The organism is Streptomyces sp. NPDC043952, from assembly GCF_056435325.1.
Genome location: NZ_JBWKES010000030.1, coordinates 1 through 21,471 on the forward strand (window position 1 = coordinate 1; position 21,471 = coordinate 21,471).

14 protein-coding genes and 2 pseudogenes are annotated in these 21,471 nt (G+C 73.9%); 13 read left to right on the forward strand and 3 right to left on the reverse strand.

Features of this window, described 5'->3' with window-relative positions; all coding sequences use genetic code 11:
- The 3 genes and pseudogenes from AC069R_RS26570 to AC069R_RS26580 all read left to right on the forward strand — a co-directional run.
- Positions 1–89 (forward strand): annotated as a pseudogene (locus tag AC069R_RS26570) (GntR family transcriptional regulator); the annotation flags it as partial.
- 167 nt (positions 90–256) lie between these two features.
- Positions 257–339, forward strand: a pseudogene (locus AC069R_RS26575) (SCO3933 family regulatory protein); the annotation flags it as partial.
- A gap of 241 nt (positions 340–580) precedes the next feature.
- On the forward strand, positions 581–1,564 hold the full coding sequence (locus AC069R_RS26580; protein WP_478769324.1) for an alpha/beta hydrolase: 984 nt from the start codon (positions 581–583) through the stop codon (positions 1,562–1,564).
- Positions 1,565–1,631: 67 nt separating this feature from the next.
- Here the strand turns inward: AC069R_RS26580 and AC069R_RS26585 are convergent, their stop codons facing one another.
- The gene (locus tag AC069R_RS26585; protein WP_478769325.1) at positions 1,632–3,221 is read right to left on the reverse strand and encodes an alpha/beta hydrolase; all 1,590 of its coding nucleotides are present in this window, start codon (positions 3,219–3,221) and stop codon (positions 1,632–1,634) included.
- 119 nt (positions 3,222–3,340) lie between these two features.
- Positions 3,341–6,226, reverse strand: a complete 2,886-nt coding sequence (locus tag AC069R_RS26590) for a lysylphosphatidylglycerol synthase transmembrane domain-containing protein (RefSeq protein WP_478769326.1) — start codon at positions 6,224–6,226, stop codon at positions 3,341–3,343.
- Positions 6,227–6,412: 186 nt separating this feature from the next.
- On the opposite strand from AC069R_RS26590, the gene AC069R_RS26595 reads away from it, so the two are divergent.
- From AC069R_RS26595 to AC069R_RS26620, 6 genes are all read left to right on the forward strand, one after another.
- Entirely contained in the window at positions 6,413–6,796 is a 384-nt protein-coding gene (locus AC069R_RS26595) for an MGMT family protein (protein WP_478769327.1), read from the forward strand.
- A 206-nt stretch (positions 6,797–7,002) separates the two neighbouring features.
- Positions 7,003–10,392 carry an ATP-dependent helicase gene (locus tag AC069R_RS26600; RefSeq protein ID WP_478769328.1) on the forward strand — a complete coding sequence of 1,130 codons (3,390 nt, stop codon included), beginning with the start codon at positions 7,003–7,005 and terminating at the stop codon, positions 10,390–10,392.
- Between the two features lie 107 nt (positions 10,393–10,499).
- Positions 10,500–13,997 carry a UvrD-helicase domain-containing protein gene (locus AC069R_RS26605; protein WP_478769329.1) on the forward strand — a complete coding sequence of 1,166 codons (3,498 nt, stop codon included), beginning with the start codon at positions 10,500–10,502 and terminating at the stop codon, positions 13,995–13,997.
- Between the two features lie 47 nt (positions 13,998–14,044).
- Positions 14,045–15,448 (forward strand): dipeptidase, encoded by a 1,404-nt coding sequence (locus AC069R_RS26610; protein WP_478769330.1) that lies wholly within the window; start codon positions 14,045–14,047, stop codon positions 15,446–15,448.
- A 179-nt stretch (positions 15,449–15,627) separates the two neighbouring features.
- A complete protein-coding gene (gene nudC / locus AC069R_RS26615; RefSeq protein WP_478769331.1) occupies positions 15,628–16,572 on the forward strand; it encodes an NAD(+) diphosphatase in 945 nt (314 codons plus the stop codon).
- Between the two features lie 10 nt (positions 16,573–16,582).
- Positions 16,583–17,224, forward strand: coding sequence for a class I SAM-dependent methyltransferase (locus AC069R_RS26620; protein ID WP_478769332.1), 642 nt, complete (start codon positions 16,583–16,585; stop codon positions 17,222–17,224).
- A 43-nt stretch (positions 17,225–17,267) separates the two neighbouring features.
- Here AC069R_RS26620 and AC069R_RS26625 read toward each other — a convergent pair whose 3' ends face one another.
- A complete protein-coding gene (locus AC069R_RS26625) occupies positions 17,268–17,510 on the reverse strand; it encodes a mycoredoxin (protein ID WP_478769333.1) in 243 nt (80 codons plus the stop codon).
- A 262-nt stretch (positions 17,511–17,772) separates the two neighbouring features.
- Here AC069R_RS26625 and AC069R_RS26630 point away from each other — a divergent pair, with 262 nt between their 5' ends.
- From AC069R_RS26630 to AC069R_RS26645, 4 genes are all read left to right on the forward strand, one after another.
- Positions 17,773–19,980 carry an ATP-dependent DNA helicase UvrD2 gene (locus AC069R_RS26630; protein WP_478769334.1) on the forward strand — a complete coding sequence of 736 codons (2,208 nt, stop codon included), beginning with the start codon at positions 17,773–17,775 and terminating at the stop codon, positions 19,978–19,980.
- A gap of 163 nt (positions 19,981–20,143) precedes the next feature.
- A complete protein-coding gene (locus AC069R_RS26635; RefSeq protein ID WP_478769335.1) occupies positions 20,144–20,467 on the forward strand; it encodes a hypothetical protein in 324 nt (107 codons plus the stop codon).
- A 170-nt stretch (positions 20,468–20,637) separates the two neighbouring features.
- Positions 20,638–21,006, forward strand: coding sequence for a WhiB family transcriptional regulator (locus AC069R_RS26640; protein ID WP_046421414.1), 369 nt, complete (start codon positions 20,638–20,640; stop codon positions 21,004–21,006).
- Entirely contained in the window at positions 21,003–21,323 is a 321-nt protein-coding gene (locus AC069R_RS26645; RefSeq protein WP_478769336.1) for a hypothetical protein, read from the forward strand. The genes AC069R_RS26640 and AC069R_RS26645 overlap by 4 nt, the downstream gene beginning before the upstream one ends.
- Positions 21,324–21,471 lie beyond the last annotated feature (148 nt).

The window sequence follows — 21,471 nt, forward strand, 5'->3', positions numbered from 1 at the left end:
TCGACACCGAGGGGCGGGCCGTCGAGGTCTGCGACACGGTGATGGCGGCGGACGCCTACGTCCTCTCGTATCAGCTTCCGGCGACCTGATCGTCACGATTTGCGGTGGTGCGCGGGGACGTCCTCCCGAACTCGTACCCCCCAACACGCTTACTCGTATAGACGAGTGGGCGAGTTGTATGGCAAGGTGATTCCGCGATCCCGATCAAGGGGTTCGCAGTACCCATCTTGTATAGACGAGTAGATAGGAGTGTGCCTTGCGCACCATCCGCGTGGAGACCTCCGGAGCAACGATCCTCCTCACCTCACCGAGGCCCCTGAGTCGAAGGTCCGCGACCGGTAGACGGGCGAGCTCGCCAAGGACGCCAACAGCGGTGAGGCGCTGATGACCATCGGCGTCTACTGACCGACCTCCGCTCCAAAGCCCGCGGCCCTGAACCGAGTTCAGGGCCGCGGGCTTTTTGCCGCCCTCGGTCCGTCCTGCCGCTAGATAGTTGTGCACAACTAAATCGAGTGCTACCTTCCTTGTCGTACCGCCGCCTGGCCGATCCGGCCGCCGGCCCGACAGCCAGGAGCTCCTCATGTCCGAGATGTTCGAGACGTCCGAGACCACCGCCCGCCCGGTGCTGGAGCCGGCCGCCGCCGCCTTCGCCGAGGCCACCGCGAACCCGCCGTACCTCTTCGACCTCGGCCCGGTCGAGGGCCGCAAGGCCGTCGACGAGGTGCAGTCCGGGGGGAGCGGGAAGCCGTCTGTCGACGAGGAGTGGGTGAACGTGCAGGGCGGGCCCACCGGCTCCGTCCGCGCCCGTATCGTCCGCCCGGCCGGGGTCACCGGCACCCTCCCGGTGATCGTCTACCTCCACGGCGCCGGCTGGGTGTTCGGCAACGCGCACACCCACGACCGCCTGGTCCGCGAACTGGCCGTCGGCGCCCGCGCGGCCGTCGTCTTCCCCGAGTACGACCTCTCGCCCGAGGCCCGCTACCCGGTCGCCATCGAGCAGAACTACGCCGTCGCCCAGTGGGTCGTCCGCGAGGGCGCCGCGCGCGGCCTGGACGCCGCCCGGATCGCGGTCGCGGGCGACTCCGTCGGCGGCAACATGGCGGCGGCGCTCACCCTGATGGCCAAGGAGCGCGGCGACGTCCCGCTGGTCCAGCAGGTGCTGTTCTACCCGGTCACCGACGCGTCCTTCGACACCCCGTCGTACCACCGGTTCGCCGAGGGCTACTTCCTGCGCCGCGACGCCATGCGGTGGTTCTGGGACCAGTACACGACCGACGAGCAGCAGCGCGCCGAGATCACCGCGTCGCCGCTGCGCGCCACCACCGAGCAGCTCACCGGGCTGCCCCCGGCGCTGGTCATCACCGGTGAGGCCGATGTGCTGCGGGACGAGGGCGAGGCGTACGCCGCCCGGCTGCGGGCCGCCGGGGTGCCGGTGACCGCCGTGCGCTACCAGGGCATCATCCACGACTTCGTGATGCTCGACGCGCTGCGCGGGACCCGCGCCGCCGAGGCCGCCATCGCCCAGGCCGTCGCCGTGCTGCGCGGGGCGCTCGGCACGGTGTGACCCGGCGGGGGCGCGGGCGCCGGCCGGACCGGAGGGGTTTCCCCTTCCGGGCCGGCTCGCGTACGGCTCAGGCGCAGACCGCGCCCGCCTTCGGGATCGTCCCGTCGAGCAGGTACGCGTTCACCTTGCTCTGCACACACGGGTCCTTGCTGTCGTACGCCCCGTGCCCCTGGCCCTTGAACGTCAGCTGGACGCCGACGCCCTTGCCGAGGGCCTCCGCCATCCGCCGCGCGCCCTCGTAGGGGGTGGCGGGGTCGCCCGTGTTGCCGACGACCAGGATCGGCGCCGCGCCGGGGGCGCTGACATCGGGGTGGTCGGCGGCGCCGGGCACGGCCCAGTCGGTGCAGCCGATCATGCCCCAGGCCAGGAAGTCCCCGAACAGCGGCGAGGCGGCGCGGAACGCGGGGAGCACGCGCTGGACGTCGGCGACGGTGTAACGGGGCTTCTCGTCCGCGCAGTTGATCGCCACGTTGGCCGAGGTGATGTTGCTGTAGTGGCCGTTCTCGTCGCGGCCGTTCATCGCGTCGGACAGCACCATCAGCACCTTGCCGTCACCGTCGTACGCCTGCTCCAGGCCCTCGGTGAGGTACTCCCAGAAGTCCTTGGAGTACAGGGACTGCGCGATGCCGTTGGTCGCCGCGGTCTGGGTGAGCAGGCGCGGGGCGATGCCCGGAATGGGCTTCTTCTCCAGGTCGGCCAGGAGTTTCGCGATGCGGTTCTCGACGTCCTGCCGGGTGTCGCCGATCGGACAGCCGTCCGGCTTGGAGACGCAGTCCTCGGCGAAGTTGCCGAGCGCGAGCTGGAAGCCCTTCGCCTGGCCGAGCGCGCTCTGCTCGGGGTCCTGGGTGGGGTCCACCACCCCGTCGAACACCGCCCGCCCGACGTGCGTGGGGAACAAGTGGGCGTAGACTCCGCCGAGTTGGGTGCCGTACGAGATGCCGAAGTAGTGCAGCTTTCGGTCGCCGAGCACCCGCCGCATCAGGTCGATGTCGCGGGCCGCGTCGGTGGTGCGCACATGCGGCAGCACCTGCCCGGAGTCGCGTTCGCAGCCCGCGTTGAAGTTCCGGGTGCGCTGGACGAGTCGGCTGCGCTCGGTCGCGTTGTCCGGGGTCGCGTCCTGCTGGAAGAACGTGTCGAGCTGGGCGTCCGTCTTGCACTTCACCGGCGCGCTGCGGCCCACCCCGCGCGGATCGAAGCTGACCAGGTCGTAGCGGGTGCGCAGGGTCGCGTAGTCCTGGGCGAACGCGGGCAGCGCGGTGACGCCGCTGCCGCCGGGCCCGCCGAAGTTGAAGATCAGCGAGCCGATCCGCTCGCTCGCCGGACCGCTGGCCCTGGCCCGGATCAGGGCGATGCCGATGGTGGACCCCCGCGGCCTGCTCCAGTCCAGGGGCGCCCGCATGGTGGCGCACTCCCAGGTGGTGCCGTTCGGCAGCGGCGAGGGCGCGCCCCCGCCGCCCTCCGCCTCGCTCGGGGCCGGGCAGGCCGTCCAGTCCAGCGTCTGCGTCGTGAGGGACGTCAGGGACGCGCCGACGCCGGTGCGGACATCGTCGTCACCGCAGCCCGCCAGCAGGGCGGCCAGCAGCACGGCGGCCGTCGTCAGGGCGGTGGTACGCGGCCAGGGGGGAGCGGCGGCTCGCAGCCGGGAGGGAAAGGCCATGTCCCCATCCTGCGGGCGCGCACGCCGGGCCGCGCGGGGCGCGGGCCGTACGAGGTACGACGCTCCCGCGCACGCCCCCGCGACGGCCTACGGGGCTCGCCTGCGGGGCGCCCGGTGATCTACAGGGCTCCCTTACGGGTCAGGTGATTGAAGGCCAGCCACCCCGGCAGCACCGGCAGCCACAGCGTCATCAGCCGGAACAGCAGGACGGCGGGGGCCGCGACCTCCTTGGGCAGCCCGAAGGCGATCAGGCCGAGGGTGAGGCTGGCCTCGACCGCGCCCACACCGCCGGGGGTGGGCGCCGCCGAACCGAGCGCGTTGCCGGCGAGGAAGACGACCGCGACGCTGGCGATGCTCAGCGAGGTGGTGCCGTCGCCGAAGGCCCGCACGGAGGCGTCGAGGCACATGACGAAGCAGGCGGTCAGCAGCAGCATGCCGCCGATGCCGGTGACCAGCTTCTGCGGCCGCTGGAGCACATCGAGCATGCGCGGCACGACTCCGGCGAACAGCGACCTGACGCGGGTGACCACGAACTTCCGCAGGAACGGCACCGAGGTCACCACCAGCACCAGCACCGCCACGGTCAGCAGACCCGCGATGACGGTCCGGGACGGCGACAGCGTCGGCGTCTTCTCGGTGCCGGTCAGATAGCCGAAGGACAGCAGCATCAGGATGTGGCAGCCGAGCCCGAACAGTTGCGAGGCGCCGACGCTCGCCACCGCGAGCCCCGGACGCACGCCCGCGCGCTGGAGGAAGCGCGTGTTCAGCGCCACCCCGCCGACCGCGGCCGGCGCCACGATCTTCACGAAGGACCCGGCGACCTGCGCCGCCACCGTCCGCGGGAACGGCACCCGCTCCGGCACGAACCCCAGCAGCGCCATCGCCGCCGCCACATAGCTGACCGCCGAGAACAGCGCCGCCGCGATCACCCAGCCCCACTGGGCCTGCGCGAACAGCGTGCCGAACTGGATGTGGGTGAGCTGTGTCAGCAGGAAGTACGCGCCGATCGCGCCGGCGATGAAGCTGATCAGCGTGCGCGGGCGCACCCGCTCCAGGCGGGCCGGCTGCACCGGGGCCTGCGGTCGGATGCGCAGCACCTGGTGCCGGATCTGGGTGAGCAGGTCCTCCTCGCGGGCCTCCTCTATGGCCTCGTCGATCGCCCGCCGCTCGGCCCGCTGCTCCGCTCGTACGACCTTCTTGTCGGACTTGTCGAGTTTGTGGAGCCTGTCGAGCTGCTCGTCGGTGTCCGCGTCCTCGGTGAGCGTCGTCCCGTTCGCCGCCGCGGCCTCCCGCAGCCGGGCCAGCTTGGCCTGCCGGGACGCCTCCAGGACCGCCTCCCGCTCCCGCTCGGCACGCTCGCGGCCCAGCCGGCGCAGGGTGTTGCGGGTGGAGCGGGTGAGCGCGATCGGCTGGAGCATCGGCAGACAGTCGGCGACCGTGTCCGGCCCGAGCACCTCGACCGCCGAGGCCACCGCGCGTTCGGCGCCGACCCGCAGGCCCAGCGTGGTCAGCAGCTGGGCCACGTCCATCCGCAGCAGCAGGTCGCCGGCCGCGATCTCGCCGCCGCGCAGCTCGGTGAGGATCACCTCGCCGGAGTCGCTCACCAGGATCGCGTCCCCGGCCAGCCTGCGGTGCGCGATGCGCCGCGACTGGAGCGCGCGCACCTGCGACCAGGTGCCGCGCAGCAGCTCGTCGGTGATCTCCTCGTCCGCCAGCGCGTCCAGGGTGCGTCCGCCGGTGTGCTCGTAGACCAGCATCACCGCGTCCGGGCCCAGCTCCGAGGTGGCGATCAGCTTCGGCGCGTTGGCGCCCGCCGCGATCGCCGCGTAGGCCAGCAGCGCCTCCTGCTCCAGCGCCTGGCGCAGCGACTGGAGGCTGGAGCGGGTGGCGAAGCCGCGCAGGGTGAGGTTGCGCCAGGCCCGGTAGAAGAAGCCCTGGGCCTGCTGCTCCCGGTCCACGACGGTGACGTCCAGCGGCGGGCCGTCCTCCAGGGTGACGAAGTAGCGCCGGCCCCGGTCGCCGTTCTCGCTCTCCACGACCTCCTCGCGGGCCGCGCCGACCGGGCGGAAGCCGACGTGGCGCAGCCCGGCCATCAGGGTCTGGCCGGTGGGGCGGACGTTGGGGGAGCCGACCGCGTACAGCGTGCCGTACGCCACCGACCAGCCGATCAGCACCGTCAGGACGATGGAGAAGGCGGTCGTGTAGCCGGTGACCAGCATGGAGAAGGCGTCGAGCAGCAGCACGATCCACAGCACCGAGCGCCAGCGGGGCCGGCGGGACATGCCGACGGCCGTCATATAGGCGATGACGGGCGCCAGATAGCCGTGCACCGGGTCGGTCAGGGCGTGTACGTCGACCGGTGAGGGCTGGGTCAGGGCGTCCTGGATCGAGCCGGGCGCGGCCCGCGCGACCCACAGGTCGGTGGCGAGCGTCACCCCGTGCGCCAGGACGGCGGCGAGGACGCCGTCGGCGATGCGCAGCCCGTCGCGTTTGACCAGCCGTTCGATCGCGAAGGCGACCGGGACCAGCAGGATCGCGATGCTGGAGGCCAGCCCCGCGAATCTGATCAGCAGATCGGGGGCCTGCCCGGTGCCCTTGTTGATGTCCTGTTCGAGGCCCGAGGTGGTGCCGTGCGCGAACGCGGCGATGGCGAGCAGCACCGCGATGGCGAGCAGCCCGACCAGGAGCCGCATCAGATCCGAGGGCCGGTGCACCCGCGCGGGGAGCAGCGGCTCGTCGCCCTCCACGGGGTCCTGGTGGTCGGCGTGTGGTTCCGCGTGCGGATCGCCGTCGTCCGCGTCGCCTGTGGAGCCGCTCCGGTCGGTCGGCGGGTTCTGCGGGATGTGCGCCCCCTCGGTGCGTTCCGCCTCGGTGCGTTCCGTCTCCGCGGGCTGCGGATCCCGGTGGGCGTCCTGGCCGCCCTCGCCCTTACGGCCGGTGTCCGGGCGTGCGCCGGCGCCAGGGGTGCCCGACCCGCCCTCGGGGTGCACTCCCTGCTGATTCATGATCTCTTCTTGGTCTCGTATCACCGGTCACCGCCCGCACGATGGTGGCATGCCCCACCGACACACGGGCGCGCCAGGGTGCGGATGCGCGGTCGCACAGTCTGCCGGAAGTGCCGTCCGGGGGCGAGAGGGGCGTTCACCGCACCGCGCTCCGCGATGTCGGCGGGGTGCGGCAGGATGGGGCGAATGAGCGAGCAGAGCCCCGGCGCGGGACCCCGCGAGACGCCCCCGGACGACCTGCCCGAGTACGCCGAGCGGGTCCTGGAGGTCGCCGAGCTGATCCCGCCGGGACGGGTCATGACGTACGGCGATGTCGCCGAGTGGCTGGAGGAGGGCGGCCCGCGCCAGGTCGGCCGGGTGATGTCCCTGTACGGCGGCGCGGTGCCGTGGTGGCGCGTCGTACGGTCCGACGGGGTGCTGCTGCCGGGTCACGAACTGCGCGCGCTCGCGCACTACCGCGCCGAGGGCACACCGCTGCGCGAGGCGGGCAGGAGTGCCGGGGGCCACCTGCCGCGACTCGACATGCGGCGGGCTCGGTGGGACGGCGGTGCGGACACGGGTCACACCTGACAGCTTCCGCCATAGGGGGCGGTCGGCGGCAACCTGTAGCCCGTACGGGTGATGGCCGGGACATCCGTGGCATGCCGTACGTTCGACAGTCGGCGGTATCGCGCCGGCGGCCCGTGCCCACCTCACCCGGAGCACCCCGCCCCGCGCGCGTGACCGCCCGCCCGCCCGCACCACCAGCAGTACGACCACCAGGACCGGCCAACCACGTGAGCTCCTCTTCCTCCACCGGACATCCGCCGCACCCCGAGGCGCGGCGGGGGAGCCGTGGCGCTTACCGCCTGGTCCGCACCCCGGCGGCCCGCACGGCTCCTCCTGTTCTGGACGCCGCCCAGCGCGCCGTGGTTGACCACCGCTCGGGTCCCCTGCTCGTGCTCGCGGGACCGGGCACCGGCAAGACGACGACCCTGGTCGAGTCGGTGGCCGCGCGGATCGCCCGCGGCGCCGACCCGGACCGCCTCCTGGTGCTCACGTTCAGCCGCCGGGCCGCCGTCGACCTGCGCGACCGGATGGCCCTGCGCATCGGCGCGGCCCGCGCCCCGCGCGCGACCACGTTCCACTCGTACAGCTACGCCCTGGTCCGCGCCCACCAGGACAGCGGGCTGTTCGTGGAGCCGCTGCGGCTGCTCTCCGGGCCCGAGCAGGACGTCACCGTCCGCGAGCTGCTGGCCGGGCAGCCCGAGCTGGAGCGGCTGGGGCTGACCCACGTGCGCTGGCCGGACGAACTGCGCGCCTGCCTGACCACGCGCGGCTTCGCCGACGAGGTCCGCGCCGTCCTCGCCCGCAGCCGCGAGCTGGGCCTCGCGCCGGACGCCCTGGACGCGTTCGCCCGCCGCATCGGCCGCCCCGACTGGCGCGCGGCCGCCGCGTTCCTCGCCGAGTACCTGGACGTGCTCGACCTCCAGGGCGTGATCGACTACGCCGAGCTGGTGCACCGCGCGGTCCTGCTCGCCCGCCGCCCGGAGGTCGCCGCGGACCTGGCCGGGCGGTACGACGCCGTGTACGTGGACGAGTACCAGGACACCGACCCCGCCCAGGTACGGCTCCTGCACGCCCTGGCAGGCGGCGGCCGCACCCTGGTCGCGCTCGGCGACCCCGACCAGTCGATCTACACCTTCCGGGGCGCCGACGTGAACGGCATCCTCGACTTCCCCCAGTCCTTCCCGCGCGCCGACGGCACACCGGCGCCCGTGCACGTGCTGCGCACCAACCGCCGCTCCGGCGCGAACCTGCTGGCCGCGACCCGGCTGATCACCCAGCGCATGCCGCTGCCCCGGCTGCCCGCCGACAAGGTGCGCGCCCACCGGGAGCCGGCCGCGGCGCGGGACGGCGGCCGGGTCGAGGTCTGCACGTACCCGACGCCGGGCACCGAGCTGGACAACATCGCGGACATCCTGCGCCGCGCCCACCTGGAGGACGGCCTGCCCTGGCGCGAGATGGCCGTCCTGGTCCGCGCCGGCGCCCGCTCCCTGCCGACCCTGCGCCGCGCGCTGACCGCGGCGGGCGTCCCCCTGGACATCGACGGCGACGACCTCCCCCTGCGCCACGAACCGGCGGTCGCCCCCCTGCTGACGGCCCTGCGCGCGGTGGCGACGGCGGAGGCACGGGGGCGGGGGGAGACGGACCGGGGGGCCCAGGGCCGGGGCCGGGACGTGGCGGACCGGGGCGCGGATGAGCCCGCGCCGGGAGCGCCGGATTCCCCGGACGCCGCGGCACAGCAGCCCCCCTGGCTCGACACCGAGACCGCGCTCACCCTGCTCGCCTCGCCGCTCGCCGGGATGGACGCCGCCGATCTGCGCCGGCTGGGGCGGGCGTTGCGGGAGGAGGAGCGGGCCGGCGGGAACATGGTGCCGCCGCCCTCGGACGAGCTGCTCACGCGGGCGCTCGCCGAGCCGGAGCGGCTGGCGGTGCACGACCCGGCGTACGCCCGCGGCGCCCAGCGCCTCGGCGCACTCCTGCGCACGGCCCGCGAGCGCCTCGCGAACGGCGGCACCGCCGAGGAGGCGCTGTGGGACCTGTGGACCGGCACCCCCTGGCCCGGCCGCCTGGAGCGCGCCGCCCGCCGCGGCGGCGCGGCCGGCCGCAACGCCGACCGGGACCTGGACGCCGTATGCGCCCTGTTCGCCACCGCCGCGCGCGCCGAGGAGCGCACCGGCGGCCGGGGCGCCCTGAACTTCCTGGCCGAGATCGAGGCCGAGGACATCGCCGCCGACACGCTGACCCGCCGCGCGGTACGGCCCGACGCCGTCCGCCTGATGACCGCGCACCGCGCCAAGGGCCTGGAGTGGCGCCTGGTCGTCGTCGCCGGTGTCCAGGAGGGCCTGTGGCCGGACCTCAGGCGCCGGGGCTCGCTCCTGGAGGCCGACCGCATCGGCCGCGACGGACTCGCCGAACCGCTCACTCCGGGCGCGCTGCTCGCCGAGGAGCGCAGGCTGTTCTACGCCGCCGCCACCCGCGCGCGCGACCGCCTGGTCGTCACCGCCGTGAAGGCGCCCGCCGAGGACGGCGACCAGCCCTCCCGCTTCCTGACCGAGCTGGGCGTCGAGCCGCGGGACGTCACCGGCCGGCCCCGCCGCCCGCTGGCCGTCGCCGCTTTGGTCGCCGAGCTGCGCGCCACCACCGTCGATCCGGACGCCTCCCCCGCCCTGCGCGAGGCCGCCGCCCGCCGGCTGGCCCGGCTCGCCGCGCTCACCGACGAGGACGACCGCCCCCTCGTACCGGCCGCGCACCCCTCCCGCTGGTGGGGCATGTTCGAGCCGACCGAGAGCAAGGTGCCGCTGCGCCACCGCGACCAGCCCGTCGTGCTGTCCGGCAGCGCCCTCGACCAGCTCGCCAACACCTGCGCCCTCCAGTGGTTCCTGGGCCGCGAGGTGAAGGCCGACGCGCCCGCCACCACCGCCCAGGGCTTCGGCAATGTCGTGCACGTCCTCGCCGACGAGGTCGCCTCCGGGCGCACCCCGGCCGACCTGGACGTCCTCATGGAGCGCCTGGACTCGGTGTGGAACGCGCTCGCCTTCGACGCGCCCTGGAAGTCACACCAGGAGAAGGACAACGCCCGCGCGGCACTCGAACGCTTTCTCAACTGGCACGTGATGAACCGCGCCACCCGTGCCTCCGTCGCCAGCGAGCAGGACTTCGACGTCACCCTGGAGGCGGGTGACTACCAGGTCCGCATCCGCGGCCAGATGGACCGGGTGGAGACGGACGCCGAGGGCCGCGCCTACGTGGTCGACTTCAAGACCGGCAAGCAGGCGCCCACCGCGCGCGAGGTGGAGCGCCACCCCCAGCTCGCCGTCTACCAGCTCGCCGTCCGCGAGGGCGCCGTGGACGCGGCCTTCGACGGCGCCCGCCCCGAGCCCGGCGGCGCCGAACTGGTGCACCTGCGGCAGGGCGCCGCCAAGCGGGACGGCGGCGAGACCCTGCCCAGGGTGCAGAGCCAGCAGCCGCTCACGGGGGAGTGGGTCGGCGAACTGCTGGCCACCGCCGCCGGAAAGGTCCTGGACGAGCGGTTCGCCCCGAGCCCCGGCCAGCACTGCTCCCACTGCGCCTTCCGCGCCTCGTGCAGCGCACGCCCGGAGGGGCGGCACGTGGTGGAGTGACGTACGGCACCCCGCGTACCCCTTCCCACGCCCCTGACCTGCGCGGACCCCCGCCCCGAGGATCGGCGCGCACGGGATTGTCAGTGCCCCCCGCTACCTTTTTGGACATGCCCGCCCCTCTCACCGATCCCGAGCAGCTCAAGGCGCTCCTCGGCATCCCCTTCACCCCGGAGCAGACGGCCTGCATCACCGCGCCGCCCGCCCCGCAGGTGATCGTGGCCGGTGCGGGGTCGGGCAAGACGACCGTCATGGCGGCCCGCGTGGTCTGGCTGGTCGGCACCGGACAGGTCGCCCCCGAGCAGGTCCTCGGGCTGACCTTCACCAACAAGGCCGCGGGCGAGCTGGCCGAACGCGTCCGCAAGGCCCTGGTCAAGGCGGGCGTCACCGACCCCGATGCGATCGACCCGGACAACCCGCCGGGCGAGCCGGTCATCTCCACGTACCACTCCTTCGCCGGCCGCCTCCTCACCGACCACGGCCTGCGCATCGGCCTGGAGCCCGCCTCCCGCCTCCTCGCCGATGCCACCCGCTACCAGCTCGCCGCCCGCGTGCTGCGCGAGGCCCCCGGCCCCTACCCGGCCCTCACCCGCTCCTTCGCCGACCTCGTCAGCGACCTGCTCGCCCTCGACTCCGAACTCTCCGAACACCTGGTGGAGCCGGGGACACTGCGCTCCTGGGACGCGGAGCTGCTGCGCACCCTCGACGGCGCCAAGCTCGGCAACGCCGACCTGCGCAAGGTCCCCGAGACCGCGACCGCCCGCCGTGAACTCGCCGAACTGGTCCAGCGCTACCGCGCCGCCAAACGCGAACGCGACCTGCTCGACTTCGGCGACCAGATCGCCCTGTCCGCCCGCCTCGCGGCGCTGCCCGAGGTGGGCCGCCTGCTGCGCGAGGAGTTCCGGGTGGTCCTCCTGGACGAGTACCAGGACACCTCCGTCGCCCAACGCGTCCTGCTCGCGGGCCTGTTCGGCGCCGGCACCGGCCACCCGGTGACCGCCGTCGGCGACCCCTGCCAGGCCATCTACGGCTGGCGCGGCGCCTCCGTCGCCAACCTGGACGACTTCCCCGACCACTTCCGCCACGCCGACGGCCGCCCCGCCACCCGCCAGGCGCTCAGCGAGAACCGCCGCAGCGGCGGCCGCCTCCTCGACCTCGCCAACGGACTCGCCGCCCCGCTGCGCGCCCTGCACGCGGGCGTCGAGGCGCTGCGCCCGGCCCCCGGCGCCGAGCGCGACGGCCTGGTCCGCTGCGCCCTGCTGCCCACCCACGCCGAGGAGCTGGACTGGCTCGCCGACTCCGTCGCCCACCTCGTGCGCACCGGCACCGCACCCGGCGAGATCGCCGTGCTGTGCCGTACGGCCGCCGACTTCGCCGCGATCCAGGGCGCCCTCGTCGCCCGCGAGGTCCCCGTCGAGGTGGTCGGCCTGTCCGGGCTGCTGCACCTGCCCGAGGTCGCCGACCTGGTCGCCGTCTGCGAGGTCCTTCAGGACCCCGGCGCCAACGCGAGCCTGGTACGGCTGCTGACCGGCCCCCGCTGGCGCATCGGCCCCCGCGACCTCGCCCTGCTCGGCCGCCGCGCCCGCCTGCTCGTCGCCCACGCGGGCGCCGGTGACACCGACGACCCGGACCGCCGGCTCGCCGCCGCGGTGGAGGGCACCGACCCGGCCGAGGTGATATCGCTCGCCGACGCCCTGGACACCTTCCTGGACGCCCACGGCGGCGACGAGGACGGGCTGCCGTTCTCCCCGGACGCCCGCGTGCGCTTCGCCCGCCTCGCCGGCGAACTGCGCGATCTGCGCCGCGCATTGTCCGACCCGCTGATGGACGTCCTGCACCGCGTCCTCGCCGTCACCGGCCTGGAGGTGGAGCTGTCGGCGTCCCCCGGCGCGCTGGCCGCCCGCCGCCGCGAGACCCTGGCCAACTTCCTCGACGTCGCCGCCGCCTTCGCCGCGGGCGACGGCGAGGCCACCCTGCTCGCCTTCCTCGGCTTCCTGCGCACCGCCGCCCAGTACGAGAAGGGCCTGGACAACGCCCTGCCCGGCGGCGAGAACACCGTCAAGGTGCTCACCGCGCACAAGTCCAAGGGCCTGGAATGGGACGTCGTGGCGGTGCCGGGACTGGTCACCGGCACCTTCCCCGGCGACCGGGGCCGCGACAAGTGGACCGCGCAGCCCAAGGTGCTGCCGCACGCCCTGCGCGGCGACGCCGCCACCCTGCCCGACGTGGACGGCTGGGACACGCGCGGCATGAAGGCGTTCCACGAGGCCATGAAGGAGCACCAGCGCACCGAGGAACTCCGCCTCGGCTACGTCACCTTCACCCGCCCCCGCTCCCTCCTGCTCGGCTCCGGCCACTGGTGGGGCCCCAGCCAGAAGAAGAAGCGCGGCCCCTCCGACTTCCTCCAGGCCCTGTACGCGCACTGCGCCGCCGGGTACGGCGAGATCGAGGTCTGGGCCGAGGAGCCCGCCGACGACGAGGAGAACCCGGCCCTCCATCAGACCGGCGCCGACCTGGCCTGGCCGCTGCCCCTGGACGCCGACGCCTTCGCCCGCCGCCGCGCCGCCGCCGAGACGGTCCTCGCCCACCTCGGCACCCTCCGGACCCCCGGCCCCGCCCCCGCCGACCCGGCCGCCGCCGAGGACCCGGACTGGCCGCCCCCACCGGAGGAGCCCCCGTACGACGAGCCGTACGAGGAACCGCCGTACGACGAGCCGCATCAAGAACCGCCGTACGACGAGGCCCCGCCCTGCGACGAGCCACCGTACGAAGACCCGTACGACGCCGAGCCGCACCACGCGCCCCCCGGCGCCGCCCCCGCCATCCCCCACCAGGCCGCCGCCCCCGCCGCCCCGGACCCCCGCCCGGCCCTCACCCCGGAGGAGGCCCGGCTGATCGCCTCCTGGGACCGGGATCTGGACGCGCTCGCCGGGGAGCTGCTGCTCGCCCGCCGCGCCGTCACCGACGTGCCCCTGCCCGCGACGCTGACCGCCACCCAGCTGCTGCGGCTGGCCGAGGACCCGGACGGGCTCGCACAGGAGCTCGCGCGCCCCATGCCGCGCCCCCCGCAGCCCGCCGCACGCCGGGGCACCCGCTTCCACGCCTGGGTGGAATCGCGCTACGAGGAGCTGGCGCTGCCCCTGCTGGAACCCGACGAGCTGCCGGGCACCGACGCCGAGATCGCCGACGAAGAGGACCTGGAAGCGCTCAAGGAGGCCTTCGAACGCACCGAGTACGCCCGGCGCACGCCGTACCGCGTCGAGGAGCCGGTCCAGCTCGTCCTCGCCGGGCGGGTCGTGCGCGGCCGGATCGACGCCGTCTACCGGGAGGGCGAGGGCGCGGCGGCGACGTACGAGATCGTGGACTGGAAGACCGGCCGGGAGCACACCGCCGACCCGCTCCAGCTCGCCGTGTACCGGCTGGCCTGGGCCGAACAGCAGGGCGTCCCGCTCGACGCGGTCACCGCCACGTTCCTGTACGTGCGCACCGGGGAGGCCGTACGCCCCCCGGACCTGCCGGACCGGGCCGCGCTGGAGCGGCTGCTCACCGGCGGCTCCACGGCAGCCGACAGCGAGGAGAACGTGATCCAGCGCGCCCCCCGAGTGTGACGAACCGCCCGCCGAGGACCGGGGCGCGGGCCGATAGGCTCGTGAGCATGAGCCAGACCCCGGACAGCGCCGTCCGCACGTACATCGAGCAGCACCGCGCCGCCTTCCTCGACGACCTCGCCGCATGGCTGCGCATCCCCTCCGTGTCGGCCCAGCCCGGCCACGCGCCCGACGTGCGGCGCAGCGCCGACTGGCTGGCCGGGAAGCTGACGGAGACCGGCTTCCCGACCGTCGAGGTCTGGCCCACCGCGGGCGCCCCGGCCGTCTTCGCCGAGTGGCCCTCCGGCGACCCGGCCGCGCCGACCGTGCTGGTCTACGGCCACCATGACGTGCAGCCCGCCGCCCGCGAGGACGGCTGGGACAGCGAGCCCTTCGAGCCCGTCGTCCGCGGCAACCGCCTCTACGCGCGCGGCGCCGCCGACGACAAGGGCCAGGTCTTCTTCCACACCCTCGGCGTCCGCGCCCACCTCGCCGCCACCGGCCGCACCGCCCCCGCGGTCAACCTGAAGCTGCTGATCGAGGGCGAGGAGGAGTCCGGCTCCCCGCACTTCCGGGCCCTGGTGGAGGAGCGGGCCGGGCGCCTGGCGGCGGATGCCGTGATCGTCTCCGACACCGGCATGTGGGCCGAGGACACCCCGACCGTGTGCACCGGCATGCGCGGCCTGGCCGAGTGCGAGATCCGGCTGTACGGCCCCGACCAGGACATCCACTCCGGTTCCTTCGGCGGCGCCGTGCCCAACCCGGCCACCGCCGTCGCCCGCCTGGTCGCCGCCCTGCACGACGAGCGGGGGCGGGTGGCCGTCCCCGGCTTCTACGACGGTGTCGTGGAGCTGACCGACCGGGAGCGCGAACTCTTCGCCGAGCTGCCCTTCGACGAGGAGCGCTGGCTGCGTACCGCCAAATCCCGCGCGACCGCGGGCGAGGCCGGGCACACCACCCTGGAGCGCATCTGGGCCCGCCCGACCGCCGAGGTCAACGGCATCGGCGGCGGCTACCAGGGCCCCGGCAGCAAGACGATCATCCCGTCCGCCGCCCTGGTGAAGCTGTCCTTCCGGCTGGTCGCGGGCCAGGACCCCGACCACGTCGAGAAGGCCGTCCGCGCCTGGGCCGCCGAGCAGGTGCCCGCCGGCATCCGCTGCGAGATCGAGTTCGGGTCGGCCACCCGCCCCTGCCTCACCCCGCTCGACCACCCGGCCCTGGAGTCCGTCGCCCGCGCCATGGGCCGCGCCTTCGAGGGCCCGGTCCGCTTCACCCGCGAGGGCGGCTCCGGACCCGCCGCCGACCTCCAGGAGGTCCTCGGCACCCCCGTACTCTTCCTGGGGATCTCCGTCCCCTCCGACGGCTGGCACGCGCCCAACGAGAAGGTGGAGCTGGACCTCCTCCTCAAGGGCGTCGAGACCAGCGCCTACCTGTGGGCCGACCTGGCCGAGAACTGGCGGCCCACGCCCTGACCAGCGCCGCCGTGGGGAAGGGCGCCACGGGCGGGAGGCACACTGGAGACACCGCCCCGCCCGCGCCCGACCCGGTGCGTCCCGTCGTACGCCACGCAGTCCCGTCGTACGCCGTGCCACGTCCGCCCGAACCGCCCGCCGAACCGAGAACCGCCGTACTGGGGGAGTTGGAAGCACCCGTGACCACCTGGACCGACGACACAGCCGACCGACCCATCTCGCTGACCGCCACCGGCGGCATCGACCGCGCCGCCCACCACCGGCTGGACGAGGCCTGGCTCGCGGCGGCGTGGAGCCACCCCTCGACCCGCTGTTTCGTGGTCTCCGGCGGCCAGGTGCTCGTCGACGAGACGGCCGACGGCCGCACCGAACTCGTCATGACCCCCTCCTTCGAGGCCCCGCTCACCGAGGCGCACCGCTACTTCCTCGGCATCGACGAGGACGGCGTCGCCTACTTCGCGCTCCAGAAGGACGCGCTGCCCGGCCGCATCGACCAGTCCGCGCGCCCGGCGGGCCTGCGCGAGGCGGGTCTGCTGCTGTCCCCGCGCGACACCGCGCTCATGGTGCACGCGGTCGGCCTGGAGAACTGGCAGCGCACCCACCGCTTCTGCTCCCGCTGCGGCGAGCGGACCGTGATCGCCGCGGCCGGGCACATCCGCCGCTGCCAGGCCTGCGGCGCCGAGCACTACCCGCGCACCGACCCCGCCGTGATCATGGCCGTGACCGACGCGGAGGACCGGATCCTGCTCGGCCGCCAGGTGCACTGGCCGGAGGGCCGCTTCTCCACGCTGGCCGGCTTCGTGGAGCCCGGCGAGTCCATCGAGCGCGCGGTGCGCCGCGAGGTCGCCGAGGAGGTCGGCGTCACCGTCGGCGGCGTCGAGTACGTGGCGAGCCAGCCCTGGCCCTTCCCGTCCAGCCTGATGCTCGGCTTCATGGCCCGCGCCACCACCACCGAGATCAATGTGGACGGCGACGAGATCTCCGAGGCCCGCTGGTTCTCCCGCCAGGAACTGCACGAGGCCTTCGAGTCCGGCACGGTCCTGCCGCCCTTCGGCATCTCCATCGCCGCCCGCCTGATCGAGATGTGGTACGGCAAGCCGCTGCCGACACGCAGTTTCGTCTGAGGAACTACGGGTGGGCCGGGACCCGTACGGGAACCACAACGTCCACTACCACCGGGCCGTGCTGGCCGCCGTACCGCCCGGCTGCCGCACGGCCCTGGACGTCGGCTGCGGCGACGGCCTCCTGGCCCGCAAGCTCGCGGCCCGTGCCGAGCGGGTCACGGCCGTGGACCGCTCACCGGAGATGATCCGCCAGGCCCGCGAGGCCGGGCCGCCCCGGAACGTGACCTTCATACAGGCCGACTATCTCGACGGCCCCTCGCTCGGTGCCCACGACTTCGTCACCGCGGTCGCCGTCGTCCACCACGCCCCGTTCGCGGCGGCGATCACCGGCCTGACCCGGCTGCTCGCGCCCGGCGGCCGCCTGGTCGTCGTCGGCCTGGCCCGTAACCACACGCTCCTGGACTGGGTGATCAGCGGCTGCGGGCTCCCGGTGAGCCGGCTGTACGCCCGGCTGCGCGGCGGCAAGCGCGGCCCGGCGGGCATGCCGGTGCGGGACACCGAGCTGCACTGGGGCGAGGTCCGCGCGCTCGCCCGCCGCCTGCTGCCGGGCTGCCGCTTCCGGCGCCGGCTGCTGTGGCGGTACGTGCTGGTGTGGGACAAGCCGCCGACGGCCCCCGGCACCGCTCCCGGCACGGGAAACGGCGGCTCCTGAGCCGCTTCGGGCCCGGGAACCGCCGTTTACCCGCTCGGGCGCGTTACGCCGCGAGCTTCTGCTTGACCTGGGCCAGCGAGGGATTCGTCAGCGTGCTGCCGTCCGCGAAAAGCACGGTCGGGACCGTCTGGTTTCCGCCATTCGCCTTCTCCACGAAGGCCGCCGACTCGGGGTCCTGCTCGATGTTGACCTCGGTGTAGGCGATGCCCTCCCGGTCCATCTGACTCTTGAGCCGACGGCAGTACCCGCACCACGTCGTGCTGTACATCGTCACAGTGCCCTGCATGTCTCTCGCGCTCCTCAGGCAACTCGGTAAAGGTCGTCCGGAGAGGGAACGCGGGGGAACGCTCCACCATTCCCGCCGGGGGTATGCGGGGCCGCGTGGCCTCTACCTGGGCGTTCCCGGCGGAGGCGGGCGCCCGGCCCGGACCCGCCCGCTGCGACACCGGAGGCATGAGGCCCTGACGCCGGACGTACTCGTACGACTATGAGGTCCCGCCTGTGGACAACCGCCGCGGCCGTCCCGCGCGACCTGGCAGCATGGCTGTGTGACAGCAGCAACGCACTCCACCCTCCTCCCGCAGGTACCGGACGTCCCGGACTCGGCCGACGCGGTGCTCGAAGGGCTCGACCCCGAGCAGCGCGAAGTGGCCACCACCCTGCGTGGCCCGGTGTGCGTGCTGGCCGGTGCGGGCACCGGCAAGACCCGCGCGATCACCCACCGCATCGCCTACGGGGTGCGCTCCGGCATCCTCCAGCCCGCCAGCGTGCTCGCCGTCACCTTCACCAACCGCGCCGCGGGCGAGATGCGCGGCCGGCTGCGCCAGCTCGGCGCCCAGGGCGTCCAGGCCCGCACCTTCCACTCCGCGGCCCTGCGCCAGCTCCAGTACTTCTGGCCGAAAGCCGTCGGTGGCAGCCTGCCCCGGCTGGTCGACCGCAAGGTCCAGCTCGTCGGCGACGCGGCCGCCCGCCTCGGCACCCGGCTCGACCGCGGCGAGCTGCGCGATGTCACCGCCGAGATCGAATGGTGCAAGGTCACCCAGACCATCCCCGCCGACTATCCGTACGCGGCCGCGAAGGCCGGCCGCGAAGCCCCCCGCGACCCCACCGAGATCGCCCACCTGTACGCGGCGTACGAGGACCTCAAACGCGAGCGCGCGGTGATCGACTTCGAGGACGTCCTGCTGCTCACCGTCGCCGTCCTCCAGGACCGCCAGGACATCGCCGAACAGGTGCGCGCCCAGTACCAGCACTTCGTGGTCGACGAGTACCAGGACGTCAGCCCCCTCCAGCAGCGCCTGCTGGAACTCTGGCTCGGCGACCGCGACGACCTGTGCGTGGTCGGCGACGCCAGCCAGACCATCTACTCGTTCACCGGAGCAACGCCCGACCATCTGCTCGACTTCCGTGCCCGCCACCCCGGCGCCACCGTCGTCAAGCTCGTCCGCGACTACCGCTCCACCCCCCAGGTCGTCCGCCTCGCCAACGGCCTGCTCGCCCAGGCCCACGGCCGCGCCGCCGACCACCGGCTGGAACTCGTCTCCCAGCGCCCCGCCGGCCCCGAACCCGTCTACACCGAGTACACCGACGAGCCCGCCGAGGCCGAGGGCGCCGCCCGCCGCATCCGCGAGCTGATCGACGCCGGCGTCCCCGCCGCCGAGATCGCCGTCCTGTTCCGCACCAACTCCCAGTCCGAGACCTACGAGCAGGCACTCGCCGACGCGGGCGTCCCCTACCAGCTGCGCGGCGCCGAGCGCTTCTTCGACCGGCCCGAGGTGCGCAAGGCCGGCGCCGCCCTGCGCGGCGCCGCCCGCTTCGGGGGCAACGACTCCCTCCTGGACGACGTCGTGGACCTGCCCTCCCAGGTGCGCGCCGTGCTGTCCGGCGAGGGCGGCTGGACCCCCGAGCCCCCGGCGGGCTCCGGCGCCGTCCGAGAGCGCTGGGAATCCCTCGCCGCCCTGGTCAGCCTTGCCCAGGACCTCGCCGCCGCCCGCCCCGGCGCCACCCTCGCCGACTTCGTCGCCGAACTGGACGAGCGGGCGGGCGCCCAGCACGCCCCCACCGTCCAGGGCGTCACCCTCGCCTCCCTGCACGCGGCCAAGGGCCTGGAATGGGACGTCGTCTTCCTGGTGGGCGTCGCCGAGGGCATGCTGCCCATCAGCTACGCCAGGACCGACGAGCAGATCGAGGAGGAGCGCCGCCTCCTGTACGTCGGCGTCACCCGCGCCCGCGAGCGCCTGCACCTCTCCTGGTCCCTCACCCGCTCACCCGGCGGCCGCCACAGCCGCAGGGCCAGCCGTTTCCTCGACGGACTGCGCCCCGGCACCACTCCCACCGTCGGCCGCAGCGCCGGGTCCACCGGAGGCGTCGAGCGCGGCATCCGGGGCGCGGACACCACCGCGGTGCCCCGGCGCGCCCAGCGCAGCCCGGCCCGCTGCCGGGTCTGCGGCCGCACCCTCACCGACGCCGGCGAGATGAAGCTGATGCGCTGCGAGGACTGCCCCTCCGACATGGACGAGGGGCTGTACGAGCGGTTGCGCGCATGGCGCGCGATCCAGGCCGCCCACAGCGGGCAGCCGGACTTCTGCGTCTTCACCGACCGCACCCTGATGGCCATCGCCGAGGCCCGCCCGGACAGCGCCGCCGAACTCTCCCGCATCCCCGGCGTCCTCAGCCGCAAGCTGCGCAGCTACGGAGCCGAAGTTCTGGCCATCTGCGCAGGTCAGGAGCTTGATGGCGAGATCGAGGCGGACTGATGCGAACTCGTCGCAAAAATAGTTTGCGCATGCGCCGGGAATCCCCATAGGTTCTAGGCACGGAAGCAGCGGCCTTCTCCAAGGCCCGCTCTCCGTGATGTACTTGCATATACGAAACGGACCGGTTCACCGGTCCCTGAGACGCCGAGAGGAGGCGAGTCCAGTGATCAGCATCAACGTCAGCGACATCCGCACGGCCAAACTGACCGATCGCTCGGCCGTCTCCCTCTGCCTGCTCGGCGTCCTCGACCGGGGCACCGGTCTGTCCGGCATCCGTGCCGCGCGCCCGGCGTCCTCCCTGCCCGTCGCGGGCCTTCCCGTCCGCGACGAGCGCAATGAGCGACCGACCAAGGCACTGGGAGCAGTAGAGGCGCAGGCAACTGCCTATGCCTTCACGGCGACTGGTGCCGGATTCCGGAAGCAGACGACGCAGCACCACCAGATGTGGGCCTTCCGTGGGCCAAAACCCTGGAGTTATCCAGCCTGACTCGATCAGGCCGGCGCCTTCAGGGCCGCGGAACCCCATCCGGGATCCGCGGCCCTTCAGTTTTTCCCGAACGGGAAGGACGGCGCGAAGGGGCCTCGGGACAAGAAAAGAACCCGGTACCAGCCGACACCCGGTCAACCGGCCGGACGACCAGACGAGGAAGACCACCCGTGCAACTCGAAGCGCACGCCCCGTCCGTACCGCCTTCGCAAACGATCCCCCCGCCCGGCCTCACGGAGGACTCCACCTTGATCCCGCTCACCGCGCTCACCGCGCTCGACGACGCCATCGAGAACCTTGGCGTACCCGTCCCGTGCCGCTCCTACGACCCGGAGGTCTTCTTCGCCGAGTCGCCCACGGACGTGGAGTACGCCAAGTCCCTCTGCCGCACCTGCCCCCTGATGGAGGCCTGCCTCGCCGGGGCGAAGGAGCGGCGTGAGCCCTGGGGCGTCTGGGGTGGCGAGCTGTTCGTCCAGGGTGTCGTCGTCGCCCGGAAGCGGCCGCGTGGCCGCCCGCGGAAGAACCCGGTCACAGCATGAACACCACCGGAACGATCGACCGTCCCCTCACGCACGACCCCAAGAAGCAGGCCCCGATGAAGCCGTCCACCAGCGAGCCCGCAGGCTCCGTGACCCCAGACTCCACCTCCGGCGCGACCGAAGCCCGCCAGAACAGGACCCGAGAGATGCAACTCATGCAAGAAGCCCTGGCCCGTGCGCATATGCACGAGCGCCTCCATGAGGCCCGGCGGCAACGCCAGGCCAACCGCCTGGCCGTCGCCCAGCGCATGCAGCGCCGCGCCGAACGCGCCTCCCTGCGCGCCCGCCGCGCGCTCGCCATGGCCGTCATGCAGTAGCGACCGCAGAGACCGCATACGAGAAAAAAGGTGCCTCCCCGCGCGGGGGAGGACCCGACCGATGCGGTGACTTCCCGCGGGGGCCGGTCCGGCCGAACGGACCGGCCCCCGCGGTGCGTTCTGCGTGCTGCCCGCCGGCCACGGAGTT